Source organism: Sabulicella glaciei, from assembly GCF_026183895.1.
Classification (GTDB): Bacteria; Pseudomonadota; Alphaproteobacteria; order Acetobacterales; family Acetobacteraceae; genus Roseococcus; species Roseococcus glaciei.
Genome location: NZ_JAPFQI010000007.1, coordinates 103,836 through 121,275 on the forward strand (window position 1 = coordinate 103,836; position 17,440 = coordinate 121,275).

Annotated in this window: 16 protein-coding genes; 10 read left to right on the forward strand and 6 right to left on the reverse strand. The window is 72.1% G+C overall.

What is annotated here, in order from left to right:
* Nucleotides 1–65 precede the first annotated feature (65 nt).
* Both OF850_RS11225 and OF850_RS11230 read right to left on the reverse strand, forming a co-directional pair.
* Nucleotides 66–488 (reverse strand): CBS domain-containing protein, encoded by a 423-nt coding sequence (locus OF850_RS11225; protein ID WP_301590190.1) that lies wholly within the window; start codon nucleotides 486–488, stop codon nucleotides 66–68.
* Nucleotides 489–567: 79 nt separating this feature from the next.
* Nucleotides 568–1,530 carry a Bug family tripartite tricarboxylate transporter substrate binding protein gene (locus OF850_RS11230; protein WP_301590191.1) on the reverse strand — a complete coding sequence of 321 codons (963 nt, stop codon included), beginning with the start codon at nucleotides 1,528–1,530 and terminating at the stop codon, nucleotides 568–570.
* A 53-nt stretch (nucleotides 1,531–1,583) separates the two neighbouring features.
* Here OF850_RS11230 and OF850_RS11235 point away from each other — a divergent pair, with 53 nt between their 5' ends.
* Nucleotides 1,584–2,216, forward strand: coding sequence for a DUF1194 domain-containing protein (locus OF850_RS11235; RefSeq protein WP_301590192.1), 633 nt, complete (start codon nucleotides 1,584–1,586; stop codon nucleotides 2,214–2,216).
* A gap of 198 nt (nucleotides 2,217–2,414) precedes the next feature.
* The gene (locus OF850_RS11240) at nucleotides 2,415–3,278 is read left to right on the forward strand and encodes a hypothetical protein (protein ID WP_301590193.1); all 864 of its coding nucleotides are present in this window, start codon (nucleotides 2,415–2,417) and stop codon (nucleotides 3,276–3,278) included.
* A gap of 18 nt (nucleotides 3,279–3,296) precedes the next feature.
* Here the strand turns inward: OF850_RS11240 and OF850_RS11245 are convergent, their stop codons facing one another.
* Together OF850_RS11245 and secA are read right to left on the reverse strand one after the other, a co-directional pair.
* Complete coding sequence (locus OF850_RS11245; protein WP_301590194.1) at nucleotides 3,297–3,971, reverse strand: class I SAM-dependent methyltransferase; 675 nt, start codon at nucleotides 3,969–3,971, stop codon at nucleotides 3,297–3,299.
* A gap of 4 nt (nucleotides 3,972–3,975) precedes the next feature.
* Nucleotides 3,976–6,705, reverse strand: coding sequence for a preprotein translocase subunit SecA (gene secA / locus OF850_RS11250; RefSeq protein WP_301590195.1), 2,730 nt, complete (start codon nucleotides 6,703–6,705; stop codon nucleotides 3,976–3,978).
* A 173-nt stretch (nucleotides 6,706–6,878) separates the two neighbouring features.
* Between secA and OF850_RS11255 the strand changes: the two genes are divergently transcribed.
* The 6 genes from OF850_RS11255 to OF850_RS11285 are packed head-to-tail and all read left to right on the forward strand — an operon-like array spanning nucleotide 6,879 to nucleotide 12,760.
* Nucleotides 6,879–7,931 (forward strand): peptidylprolyl isomerase, encoded by a 1,053-nt coding sequence (locus OF850_RS11255; protein WP_301590196.1) that lies wholly within the window; start codon nucleotides 6,879–6,881, stop codon nucleotides 7,929–7,931.
* 5 nt (nucleotides 7,932–7,936) lie between these two features.
* A complete protein-coding gene (locus tag OF850_RS11260; protein WP_301590197.1) occupies nucleotides 7,937–8,488 on the forward strand; it encodes an NADPH-dependent FMN reductase in 552 nt (183 codons plus the stop codon).
* Complete coding sequence (argJ, locus tag OF850_RS11265; protein WP_301590250.1) at nucleotides 8,485–9,723, forward strand: bifunctional glutamate N-acetyltransferase/amino-acid acetyltransferase ArgJ; 1,239 nt, start codon at nucleotides 8,485–8,487, stop codon at nucleotides 9,721–9,723. Before OF850_RS11260 ends, argJ begins: the two co-directional genes overlap by 4 nt.
* Nucleotides 9,724–9,751: 28 nt before the next feature.
* Nucleotides 9,752–10,651 carry a bifunctional GNAT family N-acetyltransferase/(deoxy)nucleoside triphosphate pyrophosphohydrolase gene (locus tag OF850_RS23455; protein ID WP_368044688.1) on the forward strand — a complete coding sequence of 300 codons (900 nt, stop codon included), beginning with the start codon at nucleotides 9,752–9,754 and terminating at the stop codon, nucleotides 10,649–10,651.
* A gap of 10 nt (nucleotides 10,652–10,661) precedes the next feature.
* Nucleotides 10,662–11,447, forward strand: a complete 786-nt coding sequence (locus OF850_RS11280) for a competence/damage-inducible protein A (protein WP_301590198.1) — start codon at nucleotides 10,662–10,664, stop codon at nucleotides 11,445–11,447.
* The gene (locus OF850_RS11285; RefSeq protein ID WP_301590199.1) at nucleotides 11,444–12,760 is read left to right on the forward strand and encodes a DUF2254 domain-containing protein; all 1,317 of its coding nucleotides are present in this window, start codon (nucleotides 11,444–11,446) and stop codon (nucleotides 12,758–12,760) included. The genes OF850_RS11280 and OF850_RS11285 overlap by 4 nt, the downstream gene beginning before the upstream one ends.
* Here OF850_RS11285 and OF850_RS11290 read toward each other — a convergent pair.
* Nucleotides 12,757–13,719, reverse strand: a complete 963-nt coding sequence (locus tag OF850_RS11290) for a M14 family metallopeptidase (protein WP_301590252.1) — start codon at nucleotides 13,717–13,719, stop codon at nucleotides 12,757–12,759. The two genes, OF850_RS11285 and OF850_RS11290, sit on opposite strands and share 4 nt — an antisense overlap.
* A 96-nt stretch (nucleotides 13,720–13,815) precedes the next feature.
* Between OF850_RS11290 and OF850_RS11295 the strand changes: the two genes are divergently transcribed.
* The gene (locus OF850_RS11295) at nucleotides 13,816–15,342 is read left to right on the forward strand and encodes a M81 family metallopeptidase (RefSeq protein ID WP_301590200.1); all 1,527 of its coding nucleotides are present in this window, start codon (nucleotides 13,816–13,818) and stop codon (nucleotides 15,340–15,342) included.
* Nucleotides 15,343–15,364: 22 nt separating this feature from the next.
* On the opposite strand, the gene OF850_RS11300 is transcribed toward OF850_RS11295, so the two are convergent.
* On the reverse strand, nucleotides 15,365–16,303 hold the full coding sequence (locus OF850_RS11300; RefSeq protein WP_301590201.1) for a LysR family transcriptional regulator: 939 nt from the start codon (nucleotides 16,301–16,303) through the stop codon (nucleotides 15,365–15,367).
* Nucleotides 16,304–16,426: 123 nt separating this feature from the next.
* On the opposite strand from OF850_RS11300, the gene OF850_RS11305 reads away from it, so the two are divergent.
* Complete coding sequence (locus tag OF850_RS11305) at nucleotides 16,427–17,437, forward strand: Bug family tripartite tricarboxylate transporter substrate binding protein (protein WP_301590202.1); 1,011 nt, start codon at nucleotides 16,427–16,429, stop codon at nucleotides 17,435–17,437.
* Nucleotides 17,438–17,440 lie beyond the last annotated feature (3 nt).

The following is a 17,440-nucleotide window of genomic DNA, read 5'->3' on the forward strand; positions in this document are numbered from 1 at the left end:
CGCCCCCTGGGAGGCTGGACGCATCCTCCGAGCCGCCAAGCGATCCCGCTCGGCCCGAAGATGCCCTAGCGCAGCACCTCGAAGAACCCCGTTTCCTCGTCCAGGCGGCGCTGCGGGGTGCCGCGCAGGTCGTAGCGGGACACGAGGCCCACCACCTCGCCGTCGCGCACGATGGGCAGGTGGCGGAAGCCGCCATCGTTCATCAGGCGCAGCGCGTCGATGGCGGTGGCGTCGGGCGGCAGGCAGCAGGGATCGGCGGTCATCACCTGGCCGATCAGGGTCCGCTCGGGGTCCAGGCCGCGCGCCAGGCAAGCCACGGCGTCGCGGCCGGTGAAGATGCCCTTCAGCCGGCCCTCCTCCATCACCAGCACGGCGCCGGCGTGGCGCTCGTGCAGGGCGGTGCAGGCTTCCTGCACCGTCGTGCCGGCGGGGAGGACCAGGGGGCTGCCGTGGCGGACCACCTCCGCCATGGTGCAATGCTCGATCATGGATGCGCCTCCTCTGCGTGGTCCGAGGAATATAGCACGGCATGATCACGCGGCGGCTTGCGCCGCCGCAAGCCGAGGCTCAGTCCGGCTGGAAGTTCGCCACCCGCAGCAGCTCCTGCGACCGCTCGAAGTCGCGGCGGATGAAGGCGGCGAAGTCGGCCCCCGCCTCGCCGGCCTGCTCGATGCCCAGGCCGCCGATGCGCGCCACCACGTCCGGCTCGCGCATCGCGGGCTGGAGGATCTCCGCGATGCGGTTGCTGATCTCGGCAGGCAGGCCGCGCGGGCCCCAGAGCGCCCACCAGGACTGGATGTCGAGGTTGGGCATGCCGCCTTCCGTCGCCGTGGGCACGGTGGGGGCGGCCTGGGACCGTTCCGCCGCCGTGATGGCCAACGCCTTGGCGCGGCCGTCGCGCGCCGGGGGCCAGGTGGCCAGGATCGGCTCGAAGACCAGCTGGGCGTTGCCCGCCACCACGTCGGTGATGGCCGGCGCCGTGCCGCGATACGGCACCTGGGTGATCTCCACCCCGGCCTGGCGGATGAACTCGATCGTGGCGAGGTGGCCGGCCGCGCCGAGCGAGGACACGGCGAAGTTCCAGTTCTGCGGGTTGGCGCGCACGGCGGCGAGCAGTTCCTGGAGGGTGTTGGGCTGCCGGTTCGCCGTCATCAGCAGCAGGAGGGGGCCGCGCCCGGTGCGGATGATGGGCGTCAGGTCCGTCATCGGGTCGTAGCCGGGATTGCGCATGACGAGGCGCCCCAGCATCTGGATGGAGGCGGAGGCGCAGAGCGTGTAGCCGTCCGGCGCGGCCTGGGCGACGGCCTGCCCGCCCACCGCGCCATTGGCGCCGGCCCGGTTTTCCACCACGAAGGGCTGGCCCAGCCTCTCGCTGAGCTTCTGCGCCGCCGTGCGCGACATGGCGTCGGTGGAGCCGCCGGGCGGAAAGGGCACGATCACCCGCACCGGGCGGTTGGGCCAGGGCGACTGGGCCAGGGCAGGCGCCGCCAGGGCCAGGCCGGGCAGGGCAAGGAGGGCGCGTCGTTGCATCGTCATGACTCCCGTTTCACCCAAGTAAAGAATGCGTCACGCCGCGCCGCAACATGTCTTTGCCCCTGATGGAAGCGGTGGACCTTGCCCTGGTGCTGGCGGTGGACGTGTCGGCCAGCGTGGATTTCGACGAGTTCGCCTTGATGCTGGGCGGGCTGGCCGCCGCCTTTCGCGACGAAGGGGTGCAGGCGGCGACGGCGGCCGGGCCGCGCGGAGCCGTGGCCGTCGCGGTGCTGTTCTGGTCTGAGGCCCAGGAGGTGGCCGTGCCCTGGATGCGGATCGCCGGCCCGGCCGAGGCGGAGGCGCTGGCCCGCGCGCTGGAGGAGGCGCCGCGCCAGCCCCGCGCCGCCGCCACTGCCATCGGCGAGGCGCTGGTCGCCGCCCTGGCCCTGCTGGCGCGCTGTCCGGCCGAGGCGCCGCGCCTGGTGGTGGATGTCTCGGGCGACGGGCGTTCCAACCGGGGGCGGCCGCCGGGGCCGGTGCGGGACCTGGGGGTGGCGGCGGGGGCGGTGATCAACGGCCTTGCCGTGCTGAACGAGGAAGCGGACCTGCTGGCGCATTACGAGGCGGAGGTGATCGGCGGGACCGGCTGCTTCGCGATGGAATGCGCGGATTACGGGGATTTCGCGGAGGCGATCCGGCGCAAGCTGCTGCGGGAGATGCGCGGGGCGCCGTTGCTGGCGTGAGGGGCGGAGCCCGGGAGGTTGCTCCGCCCTCACAAAACGGCCATCACCGCCCATCGGGGCGAGCAGCGTGGCCCTGAGCGCCTTGCCGGAAGGGTGCCGAGGAGGTCCAGCCCAGGGTTGCGGAGCCTGCGGCACGTCTTTCGTCTTTTCCTCAGGGCGCCGGCCGGGGTGCCTCATCTCCCTCTCGCGGAGCGGTGAATGACCATCCTTGTCGTTTCGAACTGGCACGAGCGCCCGGATCTGCTGCTGGATCAGGTCGAGAATTACAACATCGCCTTCGATGGCGACGTGCTCCACTACGTGAACATCAATGCCGGCTGCGCGGCCTCGTTCGAGGAAAGCCGCAGCCAGGCCGGGATCGACCTCGCGGGCATCGGGAACCTGCATTTCCTGAACCCGGCCATCCCGACCCAGTGGGGCAAGGTGGCGCACGCCTATTTCCAGGCCGTGCTGGCGGCGATGGCGGATGGGCGCCGCTTCGACTACGTCTATTTCCACACCTCCTCCGATCTTCTCATCAAGCCTGGCATCGCCCGGCACATCCGGGACCACGACCTGGGCCTCGGAAAGCCATGGAAGACGCCGGCCACCTTCGAGACACGCGACGGGCAGGAATTCATCGACGCGGAAACGACGCCGGAATTCTACGACGCCATCCGCGCGGACCCGCTGCTGGCGCCGATGCTGCGCGCCATGAGAATGGACAGCCTCCATAAGTCACGGGCGGAGGGGTGCTTCTTCCGCGCCGATCTCTTCTTCGAACTGGTCTATCCGCTGCTGGCGCATCGGAGCCTCGCGGACATGCGCGACATGGCGGCCATCTACCCAATCGAGGAGTACGCCTTCTCGATCTGCGTCGAGTTCCTTTGCGGGAAGCGCACGCTCCGCCGCGCCAAGCACGTGATTGCGACCTCGGAAACCGAGGAGCAGATCGCGACGGAGGAGGAGATGCAGCAGGTGCTGGCCGACCCGCAGCTCTTCGGCATCAAGCGCTTCCTCCCCTCGCTCGACGATCCGCTGCGGGTCCGTGCGCGCCAGTTGGTGGCGCAAGGCAGGACCTGAGGCGAAGGAGGGGCCGCGTCAGGCGGGAGGCCGGAGTTCCTTGACCTCGACGGGCGGGATCTGCGGGCCGACGCGGGGCGGGGTGGCGCCGCGCTCGAAGGCCACGATGCTGTCGTAGAAATGCATGGACAGGGTCGTGTGGGTGAATTCCGTGGGCGGCAGCGCGCCCTTGGTCCAGACCGCGTTCAGCTCATCCACCAGATGCTTGCACGTCTCGAGAAAGGAGGCGGGGTTGCGGAGACCGCCGCCATATTCGGGCCAGTAGGCGGTGTGCAGGTCCTCGACCATGTACACGCCGTCGCGCGCCATGCGGGGGTAGAGGAAGCCGAAGGACGTGGCGATGTCGGATTGCCGGTGCGAGCCATCGTCCAGGACGACGTCGAAGGGGCCGAACTCCTCGTGCAGCTTCGCGAGGAAGTCGCTGTCCCCCTGGTCGCCGATGCGGATGGCGATGTTGTGCTCCGCATAGGCGGCGCAGCCGGGCTGGATGTCCACGCCCACGATCTGCGCCAGCGGGCCGAGCCAGCGCTTCCACAGCTGCAGCGAACCGCCATGGGCGCAGCCGATCTCCAGCATGCGGCAGGGGCGGTTCACGTAGCGGGCGAGGTGCCGCTCATAGGCCGGGAAGTAGTGGGCCCATTTGTGGACACTGCGCCCCCCGTTGGTGAGGAACTCGGCCCAGAGCCCGCTCACCCGTTCACGCCCGGCCGTGGCAGTGCTTGTACTTCTTGCCGGAGCCGCAGGGGCAGGGCGCGTTGCGCGGCGTCGTGGCCCAGGTGGCGGGGTCGCCCGGGTCCACGCCGGGGGTGACGCGCGGCTCGGCCAGGGTGGCGGCGCCGTAGCCCATCGGGGGCACGTCCTCCATCGCCGCGGCGCCCACCAGCAGCTCCGGCTCGGCGTGGCGCATGTCGGTCACGCGCACCGGCTCCGGCTCGGGAAGGGGCTGGTTGGGCTGGAACTCCAGGCGCAGCAGCAGGGAGGTGGTGCGCTCGCGCAGCTCCTCCAGCATCACGTTGAAGAGCGAGAAGGCCTCGCGCTTGTATTCGTTCAGCGGGTCGCGCTGGCCGTAGGCGCGCAAGCCGATGCCCTGGCGCAGGTGGTCCAGCTGGAGCAGGTGCTCCTTCCACACCTGGTCGAAGATCTGCAGCAGGATGGACTTCTCCACCATGCGCATGAAGTCGGGGCCGAGATTGGCGGCCTTGGTGGCGGCGAGCTGGTCGGCGGCGGCGTTGATCCGCTCGCGGATCGCCGTGTCGTCGATCCCCTCCTCCTTGCCCCAGGCTTCCACCGGCAGGTCGAGGCCGAGCGTGTCGCGCACCTGGGTTTCCAGGCCCTGGAGGTCCCACTGCTCGGGATAGGCGTTCTCGGGGATGGCGCGGTTGACCATGCCGTCGATCGTCTCGCGGCGCATCTCCTCGACCGTCTCGGACAGGTCGTTCGACTCCATGAACAGGCGGCGCTGCGAGTACACCTCGCGCCGCTGGTCGTTCATCACGTCGTCGTATTTCAGCAGGTTCTTGCGCGTGTCGAAGTTGCGCGCCTCGACCTTCTTCTGCGCCTTCTCCAGCGCCTTGTTGATCCAGGGATGGATGATGGCCTCGCCTTCCTTGAGGCCGAGCTTGGTCAGCATCCCGCCCATGCGGTCGGAGCCGAAGATCCGCATCAGGTCGTCTTCGAGGCTCAGGAAGAAGCGGCTGTTGCCGGGGTCGCCCTGGCGGCCGGAGCGGCCGCGAAGCTGGTTGTCGATGCGCCGGCTCTCGTGCCGCTCCGTGCCGATGACGAAGAGGCCGCCCGCCTGCTTCACCTGGTCCTGCGCCGCCGCGACCTCGGCCTTGTGGCGGGCCAGCGCGGCCTCGTAGGCCTCGCCCTCGCCTTCCGGCACCTCGGCGCGGGCCAGCATCTCGGCATTGCCGCCGAGCTTGATGTCGGTGCCACGGCCGGCCATGTTGGTGGCGATGGTGACGGCGCCGGCGCGGCCGGCCTGGGCGACGATGGTCGCCTCCTGCTCGTGGTAGCGGGCGTTCAGCACCGAGTGCGGGATGCCGCGCTTCTTCAGCAGTTCCGAGATCCGCTCCGACTTCTCGATGGAGGTGGTGCCGACGAGGCAGGGCTGGCCGCGCTCGCGGCACTCGCCGACGAGCTTGATCACCGCGTCGTACTTCTCCTCCGCCGTGCGGTAGACCTCGTCATCCTGGTCCACGCGGGCGACGGGGACGTTGGTGGGGATCTCCAGCACTTCCAGCTTGTAGATCTCGGCGAACTCGTCCGCCTCGGTGGCGGCGGTGCCGGTCATGCCGGACAGCTTGGGGTAGAGGCGGAAGTAGTTCTGGAAGGTGATGGAGGCGAGCGTCTGGTTCTCGGGCTGGACCGTCACGTCCTCCTTCGCCTCCAGCGCCTGGTGCAGCCCGTCGGAGTAGCGCCGGCCTTCCATCATGCGGCCGGTGAACTCGTCGATGATGACGATCTTGTCGTCGCGCACGACGTATTCCACGTCGCGGCGGAACAGCACGTGGGCGCGCAGCGACTGGTTGACGTGATGGACGACGGAGACGTTGTGCGCGTCGTAGAGGTTGCCCTCCTCCAGCACGCCCGCCTCGGAAAGCAGGCGCTCGATATCCTCGCCGCCTTTTTCCGTCATGGCGACGGTGCGCTGCTTCTCGTCCTTCTCGAAGCGCGTCTCGTCCTTGACGAACTCGGCCATCACCGCGTCCACGCGGCGGTAGAGGTCGGAGGTGTCGTCGGTGGGGCCGGAGATGATGAGCGGCGTGCGCGCCTCGTCCACCAGGATCGAGTCCACCTCGTCCACGATGGCGTAGTGGAAGGGGCGCTGGACCATCTCGTCCAGCCGGTACTTCATGTTGTCGCGCAGGTAGTCGAAGCCGAACTCGTTGTTGGTGCCGTAGGTGATGTCGCAGCCATAGGCGGCGCGGCGCTGCTCGTCCGTCAGGCCGTGGACGATGACGCCGGTGGAAAGGCCGAGGAAGCCGTAGACCTGGCCCATCCACTCGCTGTCGCGCGTGGCCAGGTAGTCGTTGACGGTGACGACGTGGACGCCCTTGCCAGGCAGGGCGTTGAGGTAGACGGGCAGGGTCGCGACCAGGGTCTTGCCCTCGCCGGTCTTCATCTCGGCGATCTTGCCCTCGTGGAGCACCATGCCGCCGATCATCTGCACGTCGAAGTGGCGCAGCCCGATGACGCGGCGCGCCGCCTCGCGCACCGTGGCGAAGGCCTCCTCCAGCATGTCGTCCAGCGCCTCGCCCTTCGCCAGGCGCTCGCGGAACTCGGCGGTCTTGCCGCGCAGCGCCTCGTCGCTCAGGGCCTCGAGCTTCGGCTCCCAGGCGGCGATGGCGGGGACCCGCTTCTCGTGGCGCTTCAGTGCGCGGTCATTCGTGGAGCCGAAGATGGCACGGGCGAGGCGAGCAAACATGGGGGCAGGTATCTCTCCGGGCGCGGCGCCGGGTCGGGCGCGGGCCGTTTGCGGGAACAGGTAGGCTCTGGGGGGCCGGGGGTCAACGATGGGCAAACCCCCGACCGGCGCTCCGGGTTGTGGGAGGGATGGCCCCCTGCCATTGTCCGCCCTCGATCCCGGATTCCCAAGCCATGACGCGCCTCCCCCCCGTCGCCCTCCTTCTGGCTGCCTGCGCGCTGCCCGCCCTGGCCCAGACCGGGGCCCCAGCCGGCGCCCCGACCAGCCCTGCCCCGGCCCAGCGCAGCAGCCCCGCCACCGCCGCGCCCGCCCCGACCTCCGCCACCCCGGCCCCCGCCGCCAGCCCCGCCGAGGCGGACCCGGTGCTGGCCCGGGTGGACGGGCAGGAGATCCGGCTGAGCGAGGTGATGGAAACCGCCGCCGAGGCCCTGCCGGCGGAGCTGCGCAACGTGCCCCCCGCGACGCTGCGCGCCCTGCTGCCGCCGCCGGTCTTTCAGCAGCTGGTGGACCGCGCCGTGACCGACCGCGTGCTGGTCGCCGCCGCCCGCCGCGAGGGGCTGGAGCGCGACGAGGAGGTGCGCCGCCGCGTCCGCGCCTTCGAGGAAGGGGAGCTGCGCGATGCGCTGCTGCGCCGCGAGATCCTGCCCAAGCTGACCGACGAGGCGCTGCGCGCCCGCTGGGAGCGCGACCGCGCCGGCCGCCCGGCCGAGGAGGAGGTGCGCGCCCGCCACATCCTGGTGCGCGAGGAGGCCGAGGCCCGCGCGATCATCGGGGAGATCCAGCGCGGGGCGAATTTCGAGGAGGTGGCGCGGCGCCGCTCCACCGATCCGGCGGGGCGCAGCAATGGCGGCGACCTGGGCTTCTTCCGGCGCAACGACATGGTGCCGGAATTCGCCACCGCCGCCTTCAACCTCCAGCCCGGGCAGATGACGCCCAACCCGGTGCGCTCGCAATTCGGCTGGCACGTCATCCGCGTGGAGGAGCGGCGCACCGGCCAGGGGCCGGGCTTCGACGAAAGCCGCGAGGCGCTGCGCCAGGCGATGATCGAGGAGGAGGTGCAGGCGATGATCGGGCGGCTGCGCCAGTCGGCGCGGGTCGAGATCGTGGAGCCGCCGGCCCCCGCCGGGGTGCAGGCCGACCCGCCGGCGCGCCCGGGCACGCCTTCCGCGCGGCCGGCGCCGACGCCCCCCGCGCCGGCAACGCCCGCCCCCGCGCAGCGGCGGTGAGCGCCATGCGGGTCCTGGCCATCTGCGGCAGCCTGCGCGCCGCCAGCCTGAACCGGAAGCTGCTGCGCGTGGCGGCCGAGGTCGCGCCCGAGGGCATGGCGGTGGAGGAGGCCCCGATCGGCGGCATCCCCATCTTCGACGAGGACATCGAGGCGAAGGGGCTGCCCGACTCCGTGGCCGGGCTGCGCGAGCGCTGCTTCGCGGCGGACGCGCTGCTCTTCGTCACGCCGGAATACAATTACGGCGTCCCCGGCGGGCTGAAGAACGCGGTGGACTGGCTGTCTCGCCGGGTGGAAGGCAAGCAGCCCTTCGCCGGCAAGCCCTGTGCGATGATGGGCGCCTCGGGCGGCATGGGCGGGACGATCCGCGCCCAGCTCCAGCTTCGCCAGTCCCTCCAGCTCCTCGGCGCGCTCACCATGCCGGGGCCGGAGGTGTTCGTGACGCAGGCCAATGGGCGCTTCGACGCGGACGGAAACCTGACCGACGCGCCGACGCGCGCGGCGGTGGAGAAGCTGATGGCCGCCTTCGGCCAGTGGATCGCGCGGATGAAAGGCTGAGAATGGCGCTTCCCCCCTCCCCCCTCGCCCTGCCCCTGCCGGAGATGCCCGCGATCGCGGGGGTCGAGATCGCCTCCGTGGCGGCCGGCATCCGCTACAAGACGCGCGAGGACGTGACGGTGTTCCGCTTCGCGCCGGGCACGACGGCGGCGGGGGTGTTCACCCGCAACCTTTGCCCCGGCGCGCCGGTGGATTGGTGCCGCGCCGCCCTGCCCGGCGGCAAGGCGCGGGCGCTGGTGGTGACGGCGGGCAACAGCAACGTCTTCACCGGCAAGGCGGGGCGCGAAACCTGCGAGCGCACGGCGCGGGAGATGGCGGGGCTGCTGGGCTGCCGGCCGAAGGAGGTGTTCCTGGCCTCCACCGGCGTGATCGGGGAGAAGCTGCCGACCGAGGTGCTGCTGGCCGCCCTGCCCGGCGCGGTCGAGAAGCTGGAAACGGATGGGTGGGACGGCGCGGCGCGCGCCATCATGACCACCGACACCTTCGCCAAGGGCGCGGTGCGCAAGGCGCGGATCGGCGATGGGGAGGTGACGATCTGCGGCATCGCCAAGGGCAGCGGCATGATCGCGCCCGACATGGCGACGATGCTGTCCTTCCTGGCCACGGACGCGAAGATCCCGGCGCCCGTCCTCCAGGCGCTGCTGAAGCGCGGCGTGGACAAGAGCTTCAACTGCGTGACGGTGGACAGCGACACCTCCACCTCCGACACGGTGATGCTGTTCGCCACCGGGCAGGCCAGGCACCCGCGCGTCGCGGCGGATGCGAAGCCGTCTTCCCTCAAGGATTTTGCCCGCGCGCTGGACGAGGTGCTGCACGAGCTGGCGCTGATGGTCGCGCGCGATGGCGAGGGGGCGCAGAAGCTGATCACCGTCAACGTGACCGGCGCCGTTTCCGCGCGCTCGGCGCATCGGGTCGCCATGTGCATCGCCAACTCGCCGCTGGTGAAGACGGCCATCGCGGGCGAGGACGCGAACTGGGGCCGCATCGTCATGGCGGTCGGCAAGGCGGGCGAGCCGGCGGATCGCGACCTGCTGTCCGTCGCCGTGGGCGGCACCTGGATGGCGCGCGAGGGCGAGGTGGTGCCCGGCTACGACGAGACGCCCGTGGTCGCGCACATGAAGGGGCGCGAGGTGGAGATCACCGTGGACCTGGGGTTGGGGCGCGGGGCGGCGACCGTTTGGACCTGCGACCTGACGCACGGCTACATCGACATCAATGGTTCCTACCGGAGCTGATGGGCCGCTCTTGCGGACGGAGCGCCTCGTGCTTCGCCCGCTGGAGCGGGGCGACGTGCCGGCGCTGACGCGGCTGGTCAACGACTACTCCGTCGCGGGCAAGCTGGCCCGCGTCCCCTTCCCTTATCGCGAGGATCTGGCGGAGGAATGGGTCGCCTCCACCGAAGCGCAGCGCGCGCGGGGCGAGGGGTATCACCTGGCCGTCACGCGCGAGGGCGCGCTGGTGGGCTGCGCCGGGCTTTCCGTGCACGGAAAGGACCCGCCGGAGCTCGGCTACTGGATCGGGCGGCGCTTCTGGGGCGAGGGGCTGGCGCGCGAGGCGGCGGGGGCGCTGCTGGACTGGGCGGAGCGGGAGCTGGGCGCGACGGCGTTCCGCGCCTCCGCGCTGACGGACAACCCGGCGAGCCACGCCGTCCTGCGCGCCCTGGGCTTCGAGGAGGCGGGGACGGGGCACGAGCCCTACCTGTCGCGCAACCGCGCCATGCCGGTCACCTATTTCCGCCGCGCGGGGCCACGCCCGCCCGTCGAGCGGCCCATCCTGCTGGTCGCGGCCTGCGCGCTGGTGGACAGCGAAGGGCGCGTGCTGCTGGCCCGCCGGCCGCCCGGCAAGCCCATGGCCGGGCTGTGGGAGTTCCCCGGCGGCAAGATCGCCCCCGGCGAAACGCCTGAGGCCGCGCTGATCCGCGAGCTGCGCGAGGAGCTGGGCATCGAGACGCGCGAGGCCTGCTTGTCGCCGCTCTTCTTCGCCTCGCACGGCTATGAGCGTTTCCACCTGCTGATGCCGCTCTATGTCTGCCGGCGTTGGGAAGGGCGGGCCGAGGCGCGCGAGGGGCAGGAACTGGCCTGGGTGCGCCCCGCCCGCATGGGCGACTACCCGATGCCGCCCGCCGACATCCCGCTGGTCGCGCTGCTGCGCGACTTCCTGTGAGGACACGAGCATGACCAACCCCATCGCCTGCCTGCTGATCATCGGCAACGAGGTGCTGTCGGGCCGCACCCGCGACGCCAACCTGCAATTCCTGGCGACGCGCCTGGGCGAGCTCGGCATTCCCTTGCGCGAGGTGCGGGTGATCCCCGACGTGCCGGAGACCATCATCGCGACGGTGAACGAGGTCCGGGCGAAGTTCGACCACGTCTTCACCACGGGCGGCATCGGCCCGACGCATGACGACATCACCAGCGAATGCATCGCCGCCGCCTTCGGCGTGCCCTGGGTGGTGCACGAGGAAAGCCGCGCCCTGATGGCGGAGGACTACGCCCGCCGCGACCCGCCGGTGGAGATGAACGCGGCGCGGCTGCGCATGGCGACGCTGCCCGAGGGGGCGGTGCCGATCCGCTGCTCCATCACCTCGGCGCCGGGATTCACCATGGGCAACGTGCACGTGATGGCGGGCGTGCCGCGCATCATGCAGGCGATGTTCGAGGTGATCGCGCCCGGGCTGGCGGGCGGCGTGCCGGTGGTGTCGCGCACCGTCCACGCGGTGGGCGTCTTCGAGGGCAACATCGCCGAGGCGCTGGAGGCGGTGCAAAAGCGCTTCCCGGCGCTCGACATCGGCTCCTACCCCTTCTACCGCAACCATGGGGCGGGCGGCTTCTCCGGCGGCGGCGTCGCGCTGGTGGCGAAGGGGACGGAGCCGGAGGCGGTGGATGCGGCGGCGGAGGCGATCACCGCCATGCTGCGCGGGATGGGCGCCGAGCCGGTGGAGGGGGAGCCGCCCGGGTGACGATCCCCGGCGTCGCATGGCTGCGGCAATGGACGCTGGAGGTCGCCTCCAGCTTCTGGCTGCGGCCGGCGGCGATGACGGTGGGCGCGGCGGTGCTGGCGGAGGTGCTGGTGCGCTTCGACGGCGCGATCGCTCTGCCCGGCTGGATGGAAAGCTGGGTCTATGCCGGCGGGCTGTCCGGCGCGCGGGGCGTACTGGCCGCCGTGGCGGGCGCGATGATCGGCGTGGCGGGCACCACCTTCTCCATCACCGTCGCGGCGCTCAGCCTCGCTTCCAGCCAGATGGGGCCGCGGCTGCTGGGCAACTTCACCCGCGACCCGGGCAACCAGTACGCGCTGGGGGCGCTGCTGGGCACCTTCGCCTTCTCGCTGGTCACGCTGCGCGCGGTGCACGAGACGGACGACGTGGTGTTCGTGCCGCAGGTGGCGGTGTCCGTCGCGCTGCTGCTGGCCGGGATCTGCGTGGGGGTGGTGATCTGGTTCATCCACCACGTCGCCTCCACCATCAACGTGGACCACGTGGTGGCGCTGGTGCGCGAGGACCTGACGCAGGTGGTGCGCGCCCTGCCGGAACGCAGCGACGACCCGGCGCGGCGGCCGCAGCCGGAGGCGGGCGCGGCGGGCGGCAAGCTTCGATTGGGGGAAAGCGGCTACCTGCGCCTGCTGGATGACGACGCCCTGGCCGACTGGGCGGAGGAGCGGGACGCGCGGCTGAGCCTCCTGATCCGGCCGGGCGACTACCTGTTTCCCGGCAGGTTGGTGGGGGAGGTGCATCCGCCGGAGCTCCGGGACGCGGCGGAGGCGGCGCTGGCCGAGGCGGTCACCGTCGGGCGGACGCGCGTGGTGGCCCAGGACCTGGAATTCGCGGTGAACCAGATGGTGGAGATCGCGGCCCGCGCGCTGTCGCCGGGCGTGAACGATCCCTTCACCGCCATCGTGGTGCTCGACCAGCTGGGGGCCGTGCTGTGCGAGCTGGAAGGGCGCCGCCTGCCGGATGGGGTGACCTGGCGGGGCGAGGTGCCGCGGCTGTGGCGCTCCGCCTCCGACTATGCCGGGATCGCCGATGCGATGTTCCACCTGATCCGCCAATGCGGCGCGGGGGTGCCCGCGGTCATGATCCGGCTCCTGGAGGTGCTGGGCGCGGTGGCGGAGGTGGAGCGGGATCCCGGGCGGCTGGAGGTGCTGCGGCGCCACCTGGACCTCGCGCACCGCGCGGCCTGCGCGGCGACGGAGGATCCTTCCGCCCAGGCAGCCTATGCGGAGCGGCGCGAGGCGGCGCTGCGCGCCATCGCGGGGGAGGAAGGGGAGCGCTAGCTCCCTCCCTCCAGCTTCGCGATGCGCAGCGCGGTCTGGCCGGGGCGCGGCAGCAGGTTCGGGATCACCAGCAGGCAGCCTTCCTCCGGCGCGCGGATTTCCAGGGCGCCGTCGCGGGCCAGCAGCGTGCCGCCGGGCACCGCCTCGCCGCTGCACCAGGGGCGGGTGAAGCGGAAGCCGGGGCTGCGCGCGGTGATGGTGCGGACCACGCGGGCGAGTCGCGGCGTTTCGGGCCGCGCCTCCTCCGGCGCGCCGGGCAGGAGGCCGGTGAGGGCGAGGAGGCGCCGCGCCACGCGGTCCATGCGCTGCGCCGTTTCCTCCTCCCAGTGCCATCCCGCCTCCAGCAGGATGCCGCGCCGGGAGGTGGCGCCGGGCGGGAGGTAGTCGATCAGGCGCAGCCCCTCCTCGTGCCCGTCATCGGCGACGGTGAGCGGCGGGGCGCCGAGCTGCATGGCGAGGTCCGCGGCCTCGGGCGAGGCGCCGACCAGGAAGAGCGGGTCGCCCGGCCAGAGCATGGAATGGAGGTCGAGCACCACGTCGGCCGCGTCCAGCACCGGGCGCAGGGCGCGGGCGCGGCGAAGCTCCGAGGTGCGGCGCGGTCCTTCCAGCACCTCCCGGTTCCAGACGCGGTTGAGATCCTCCTCCAGGAAGCGGGAGGCGGTGGGGTCTTCCGGGTTGAAGCGGCTGAAGGCGTCGAGATTGGCAAAGACGAGGGTGAGCCGCCCGGCCAGGGGCCGCAGCCCCGAGCGCAGCCAGCGGTCGAGCAGCACGGCGCCCGCGATCTCGTTGCCATGGGTGAGGGCGACGACGCAGACATGCAGGCCGGGCTCCACGCCCTCGAAGCTCCACACGCCAGGGATGACATTGCCCTCGCGCCAGGGCCCGATCTCCGGCGCCGCGAGGGCGGGGCGGCGCGGCGGTGCGCCGACGCTTTCCAGCAGCGTGGCGACGTCCCGCATCACGCGGCGCACCCTCCGGCGCGGCGCGCGCCCCTCTCCACGTCGCGTCGGATCCCCTCCATGGTGAGGAGCATATCGCCGCGCCGGAGGGAGTCCATGTCACCACCCCGCATCGCCGTCCTGGGCCTGCACCTGGAGGCCAACGCCTTCGCCCCGCCCACCACGCTGGCGGACTTCGCCGCGCAATGCCTGTCGCGCGGGGAGGAGATCTCGGCGCAGGCGCGCGCGCCCTCCTCCGCCCTGCCGGCGGAGCTGCCGGGCTTCTATCGCCGCATGGACGAGACGGGCCCTTGGGTGCCCTGCCCGGTGCTGGTGGCGAACTCGCCGCCGGGCGGGCCGATCGAGCAGGCGGTGTTCCTCGACTTCCTGGACGAGATGCGGCGCGGCCTGGTGGCGACGCTGCCGCTGGACGGAGTCTATGTCGCCAACCATGGCGCGAGCAGCGCGACGGGCGACGAGGACAGCGACGGCACCATGCTGGCGATGATCCGCGAGGTGGTGGGGCCCGCCGTGCCGGTGGTCGTCACGCACGACCTGCACTGCAACGTGAGCGAAAGGCTGGTCGCGCTGTCCGACGCGCTGATCGTCTACCGCACCAACCCGCACGTGGACATGGCGGCGCGGGCGGCGGAGGCGGCGGATGCGCTGCGCGAGATGCTGGCGGGGATGCGCACGGCGAAATCCTTCATCCGCCTGCCGCTGATCCCGCCCACGGTGACGCTGCTGACCGACAACGGCCCCTATGCCGACCTGATCCGCGAGGCGGAGGCGATGACCGCACGCGACCGGCGCTTGCTGAATGTCTCGGTGGCCGGCGGCTTCGTGTTCAGCGACCTGCCGAAATGCGGGATCACCGTGACGGTCACCGCGCGCGACCGCGACCAGGCGGCGGCGGACGCGGCGGCGCGGGCGCTCGCGGAACGGGCCTGGGCGGAGCGGCACCGGCACACGCGGCGGCTGCTGAGCCTGGAGGAGGCGGCGGCATTGGCCGTCGCTGCCGGCGAGGGGCGCGAGACGCCGGTGATCTTCTCCGACGCGGGCGACAATCCGGGCGGCGGCGGGCGCGGCTCGACCACCTACACGCTGCGGGCGCTGCACGAGGCGGGGGCGAAAGGCGTGGTGCTGGGGCTGTTCGTGGACCCGGCCCTGGCCGAGGAGGCGCATGCGCTGGGCGAGGGCGCGCAGTTCCATGCCGTGTTCAACCGGGTGGAAAGCGAGTTCTCCCGCCGCTTCGAAAGCGGGGCGCGGGTGGTGAAGCTGACGGACGGCAGGGGCACCGGCCGGCGCGGCACCATGGCGGGGCGCGACTTCGAGCTGGGGCGGACGGCGCTGCTGGAGCTGGACGGCTCGGGGATGCGGGTCGTGGTGATCTCCTTGCGGCGGCAATGCCACGAGCCGCGCACGCTGGAGATGCACGGCATCGACATCGCGGAGGCGCGCACGGTGGTGGTGAAGTCGCGCGGGCATTTCCGCGCGGGGTTCGACGAGTTCTTTCCGCCCGACCGCATCTTCGAGGTGGACAGCAAGGGGCTGACCTCGCCGGTGCTGTCCAACTTCACCTGGCGGCGGCTGCCGCGCCCGAGCTATCCGCTGGACGCGGAGGCGTCGTTCTCCGTGGGCTGAGGCGTTGCCGGCCAAGGGTGCGCTACGCCCCCTCCGTGGCCTCCCGCGAGACGAGGCGGGCCGTTTCCGCGAACAGGCGGGACGCGGGCGTCAGGCTGCGGTCGCCGAGCGTCACCAGCGCGATGGGCCGCCGGGTTTCGGGGAGTTCCACCGGCACGGCCGCGAGGGACGGGTAGTGCACGGGGAAGCGCAGCATCGCGGAGGGGCCGATGCCCAGGAAACGCCCCGTCCGCAGCATCGCCACCCACATCTGCACGGATCGGGTGGAGACGGTGGCGAGCGGCGGCTCCAGCCCCCGGTCCTGGAAGGCCTTCAGGATGAAGCGGCCGAGGAAGCTGTCGTAAGGCGGCAGCGCCCAGGGTTCCTTCAGCAGCTCGGCAAGCGTGGCGCCCTGCCGGTGGATCAGCGGGTTGCTCCGGTCGGCCACCACCGTCAGCGCGTCGTCGAACAGGATCTCGGCCTGCAGGTCCGGCTCCGCGCGCGCATCCGCGACCCGCGTGATGGCGAGGTCGAGGTCGCGGTCGCGAAGCCTCTGCAGCAATTCGGTCGTGTGGGCGACCTCGACGCGGAAGTGCAGCCGGGCGTGGCGGCGGGACAGGTGGTCGATGACGGCGGACACCACGGCGGTCATCGGTTCCGTCGCCCCGACGCGCACCTCGCCTTGCGTCGGGTCGGCCAGGAAGCGGAGTTCCTCCATTCCCTGCCGCAGCTCGTCGAGCATCGCGGTGCTGCGCGCGAGCAGGATGCGGCCGTAGCCGGTCGCCACGACGCCGCGCGAGGACCGGTCGAGCAACGGGACGCCGAGGGTGCGCTCCATCCCTGCGATGGCCTTCGAGATGGCCGATTGGGAAAGGGCAAGCCGTTCCGCGGCCTGAGCCATGCTGCCGAGTTCGGCCACCACGCGCAGCGTGTGGAGGTCGCGGATCCGGAGGCGCCGCGCGACGCCCTCATCTGCCTGCATCGGCGCCTATTCCCGATGGTCATCCCGTTATGACCAGATACCACTTCCGTTCATGGCCGTGGGCGCCGTCTGCTTCCTGGGCCGCTTCCTGCGAAAGCGCGGCGCCCACCAGCGGAGGACGATATGCCCAACCATCGGAGCATGGCGGCGCCCGGCCGCCGCACAGTCCTGGCCCTGCTGCCCGGGCTCGGCGCGGCGTCGTCCCGCGGCGCGGCGCAGGCGGAGGGCGCTTCCGCCTGGCCGCAGCGTCGCGTGCGGGTCATCACGCCCGCCCCGCCTGGCTCGTCCCTGGACCTCGTCGCGCGGCTGATGGCCGAGAGGCTGGGCGCGCGCTGGGGCCAACCGGTGACCGTGGAGGGGCGGCCGGGTGCCGACGGCATCCCGGCCCTCGAGGCGATGATCGCGGCCGCACCGAGGGACGCGCTGTTCCTCGCCAATCACGGCGCCATCACGGTGACCCCCCTCCTCAACCCGCGCCTCGGCTTTGATCCCATGGCCGCGCTCTCGCCCGTCCTGGATCTCAGCACCGACCTGTTCGGCGTCGCCGTGCCGGCGGCGCTCCCCGTGCGGGACCTGGCAGGGCTCGTCGGCCACGCCCGCGAGAATCCCGGGCTGCTCAACTACACGGCCGCGCCCGGGCCGCCCTATCTCGCGATGCGGGCCTTCCTGCGCGACGCGGGCCTCGACATGGTGCATGTGGGATTCCGCGGCATCGGCGCGGTCACGGTGGCGGAGATGCTGGCCGGGCGGCTCCATGTCGCGCTGGCGCCCCTGGCGCCCCTCGTGGGAGCGGCGCGCGAGGAGCGGCTGCGCGTGATCGCCGTCACGGGGGCGGAGCGCGCCCCCGCCTTGCCCGGAGTGCCCACCAGCGCCGAGCAGGGCTTTCCCGGCTTCCGCCAGGAGGGAATCCACGGGCTGTTCGGCTGGAAGGACATGCCGGACGCCCTGCGGGAGCGCATCGCCGGCGAGGCCGCCGCCATCCTGGCCGACCACCTCCTGGCGGAGCGGTTGCGCGGGGTGGGGCTGCAGCTCCGGTCCGGCGGCACGCCCGCGGCCTTCGCCGCCCTCCTCGCGGAGCAGCGGGAGCGCTGGGCGGGGCTGGCGCGGGAGTTCGGCGCGGCGTCGGCCCCTTAGGCC

Bases quoted from the DNA above. Each gene is read 5' to 3' on its own strand.
- secA (WP_301590195.1), bottom strand. From the start codon at position 6,705: ATGTTTGCTCGCCTCGCCCGTGCCATCTTCGGCTCCACGAATGACCGC.
- OF850_RS11295 (WP_301590200.1), top strand. From the start codon at position 13,816: ATGTCACCACCCCGCATCGCCGTCCTGGGCCTGCACCTGGAGGCCAAC.
- OF850_RS11305 (WP_301590202.1), top strand. From the start codon at position 16,427: ATGCCCAACCATCGGAGCATGGCGGCGCCCGGCCGCCGCACAGTCCTG.
- OF850_RS11225 (WP_301590190.1), bottom strand. From the start codon at position 488: ATGATCGAGCATTGCACCATGGCGGAGGTGGTCCGCCACGGCAGCCCC.
- OF850_RS11240 (WP_301590193.1), top strand. From the start codon at position 2,415: ATGACCATCCTTGTCGTTTCGAACTGGCACGAGCGCCCGGATCTGCTG.
- OF850_RS11230 (WP_301590191.1), bottom strand. From the start codon at position 1,530: ATGCAACGACGCGCCCTCCTTGCCCTGCCCGGCCTGGCCCTGGCGGCG.
- OF850_RS11290 (WP_301590252.1), bottom strand. From the start codon at position 13,719: ATGCGGGACGTCGCCACGCTGCTGGAAAGCGTCGGCGCACCGCCGCGC.
- OF850_RS11235 (WP_301590192.1), top strand. From the start codon at position 1,584: ATGTCTTTGCCCCTGATGGAAGCGGTGGACCTTGCCCTGGTGCTGGCG.
- OF850_RS11300 (WP_301590201.1), bottom strand. From the start codon at position 16,303: ATGCAGGCAGATGAGGGCGTCGCGCGGCGCCTCCGGATCCGCGACCTC.
- OF850_RS11260 (WP_301590197.1), top strand. From the start codon at position 7,937: ATGCGGGTCCTGGCCATCTGCGGCAGCCTGCGCGCCGCCAGCCTGAAC.
- OF850_RS11280 (WP_301590198.1), top strand. From the start codon at position 10,662: ATGACCAACCCCATCGCCTGCCTGCTGATCATCGGCAACGAGGTGCTG.
- OF850_RS11255 (WP_301590196.1), top strand. From the start codon at position 6,879: ATGACGCGCCTCCCCCCCGTCGCCCTCCTTCTGGCTGCCTGCGCGCTG.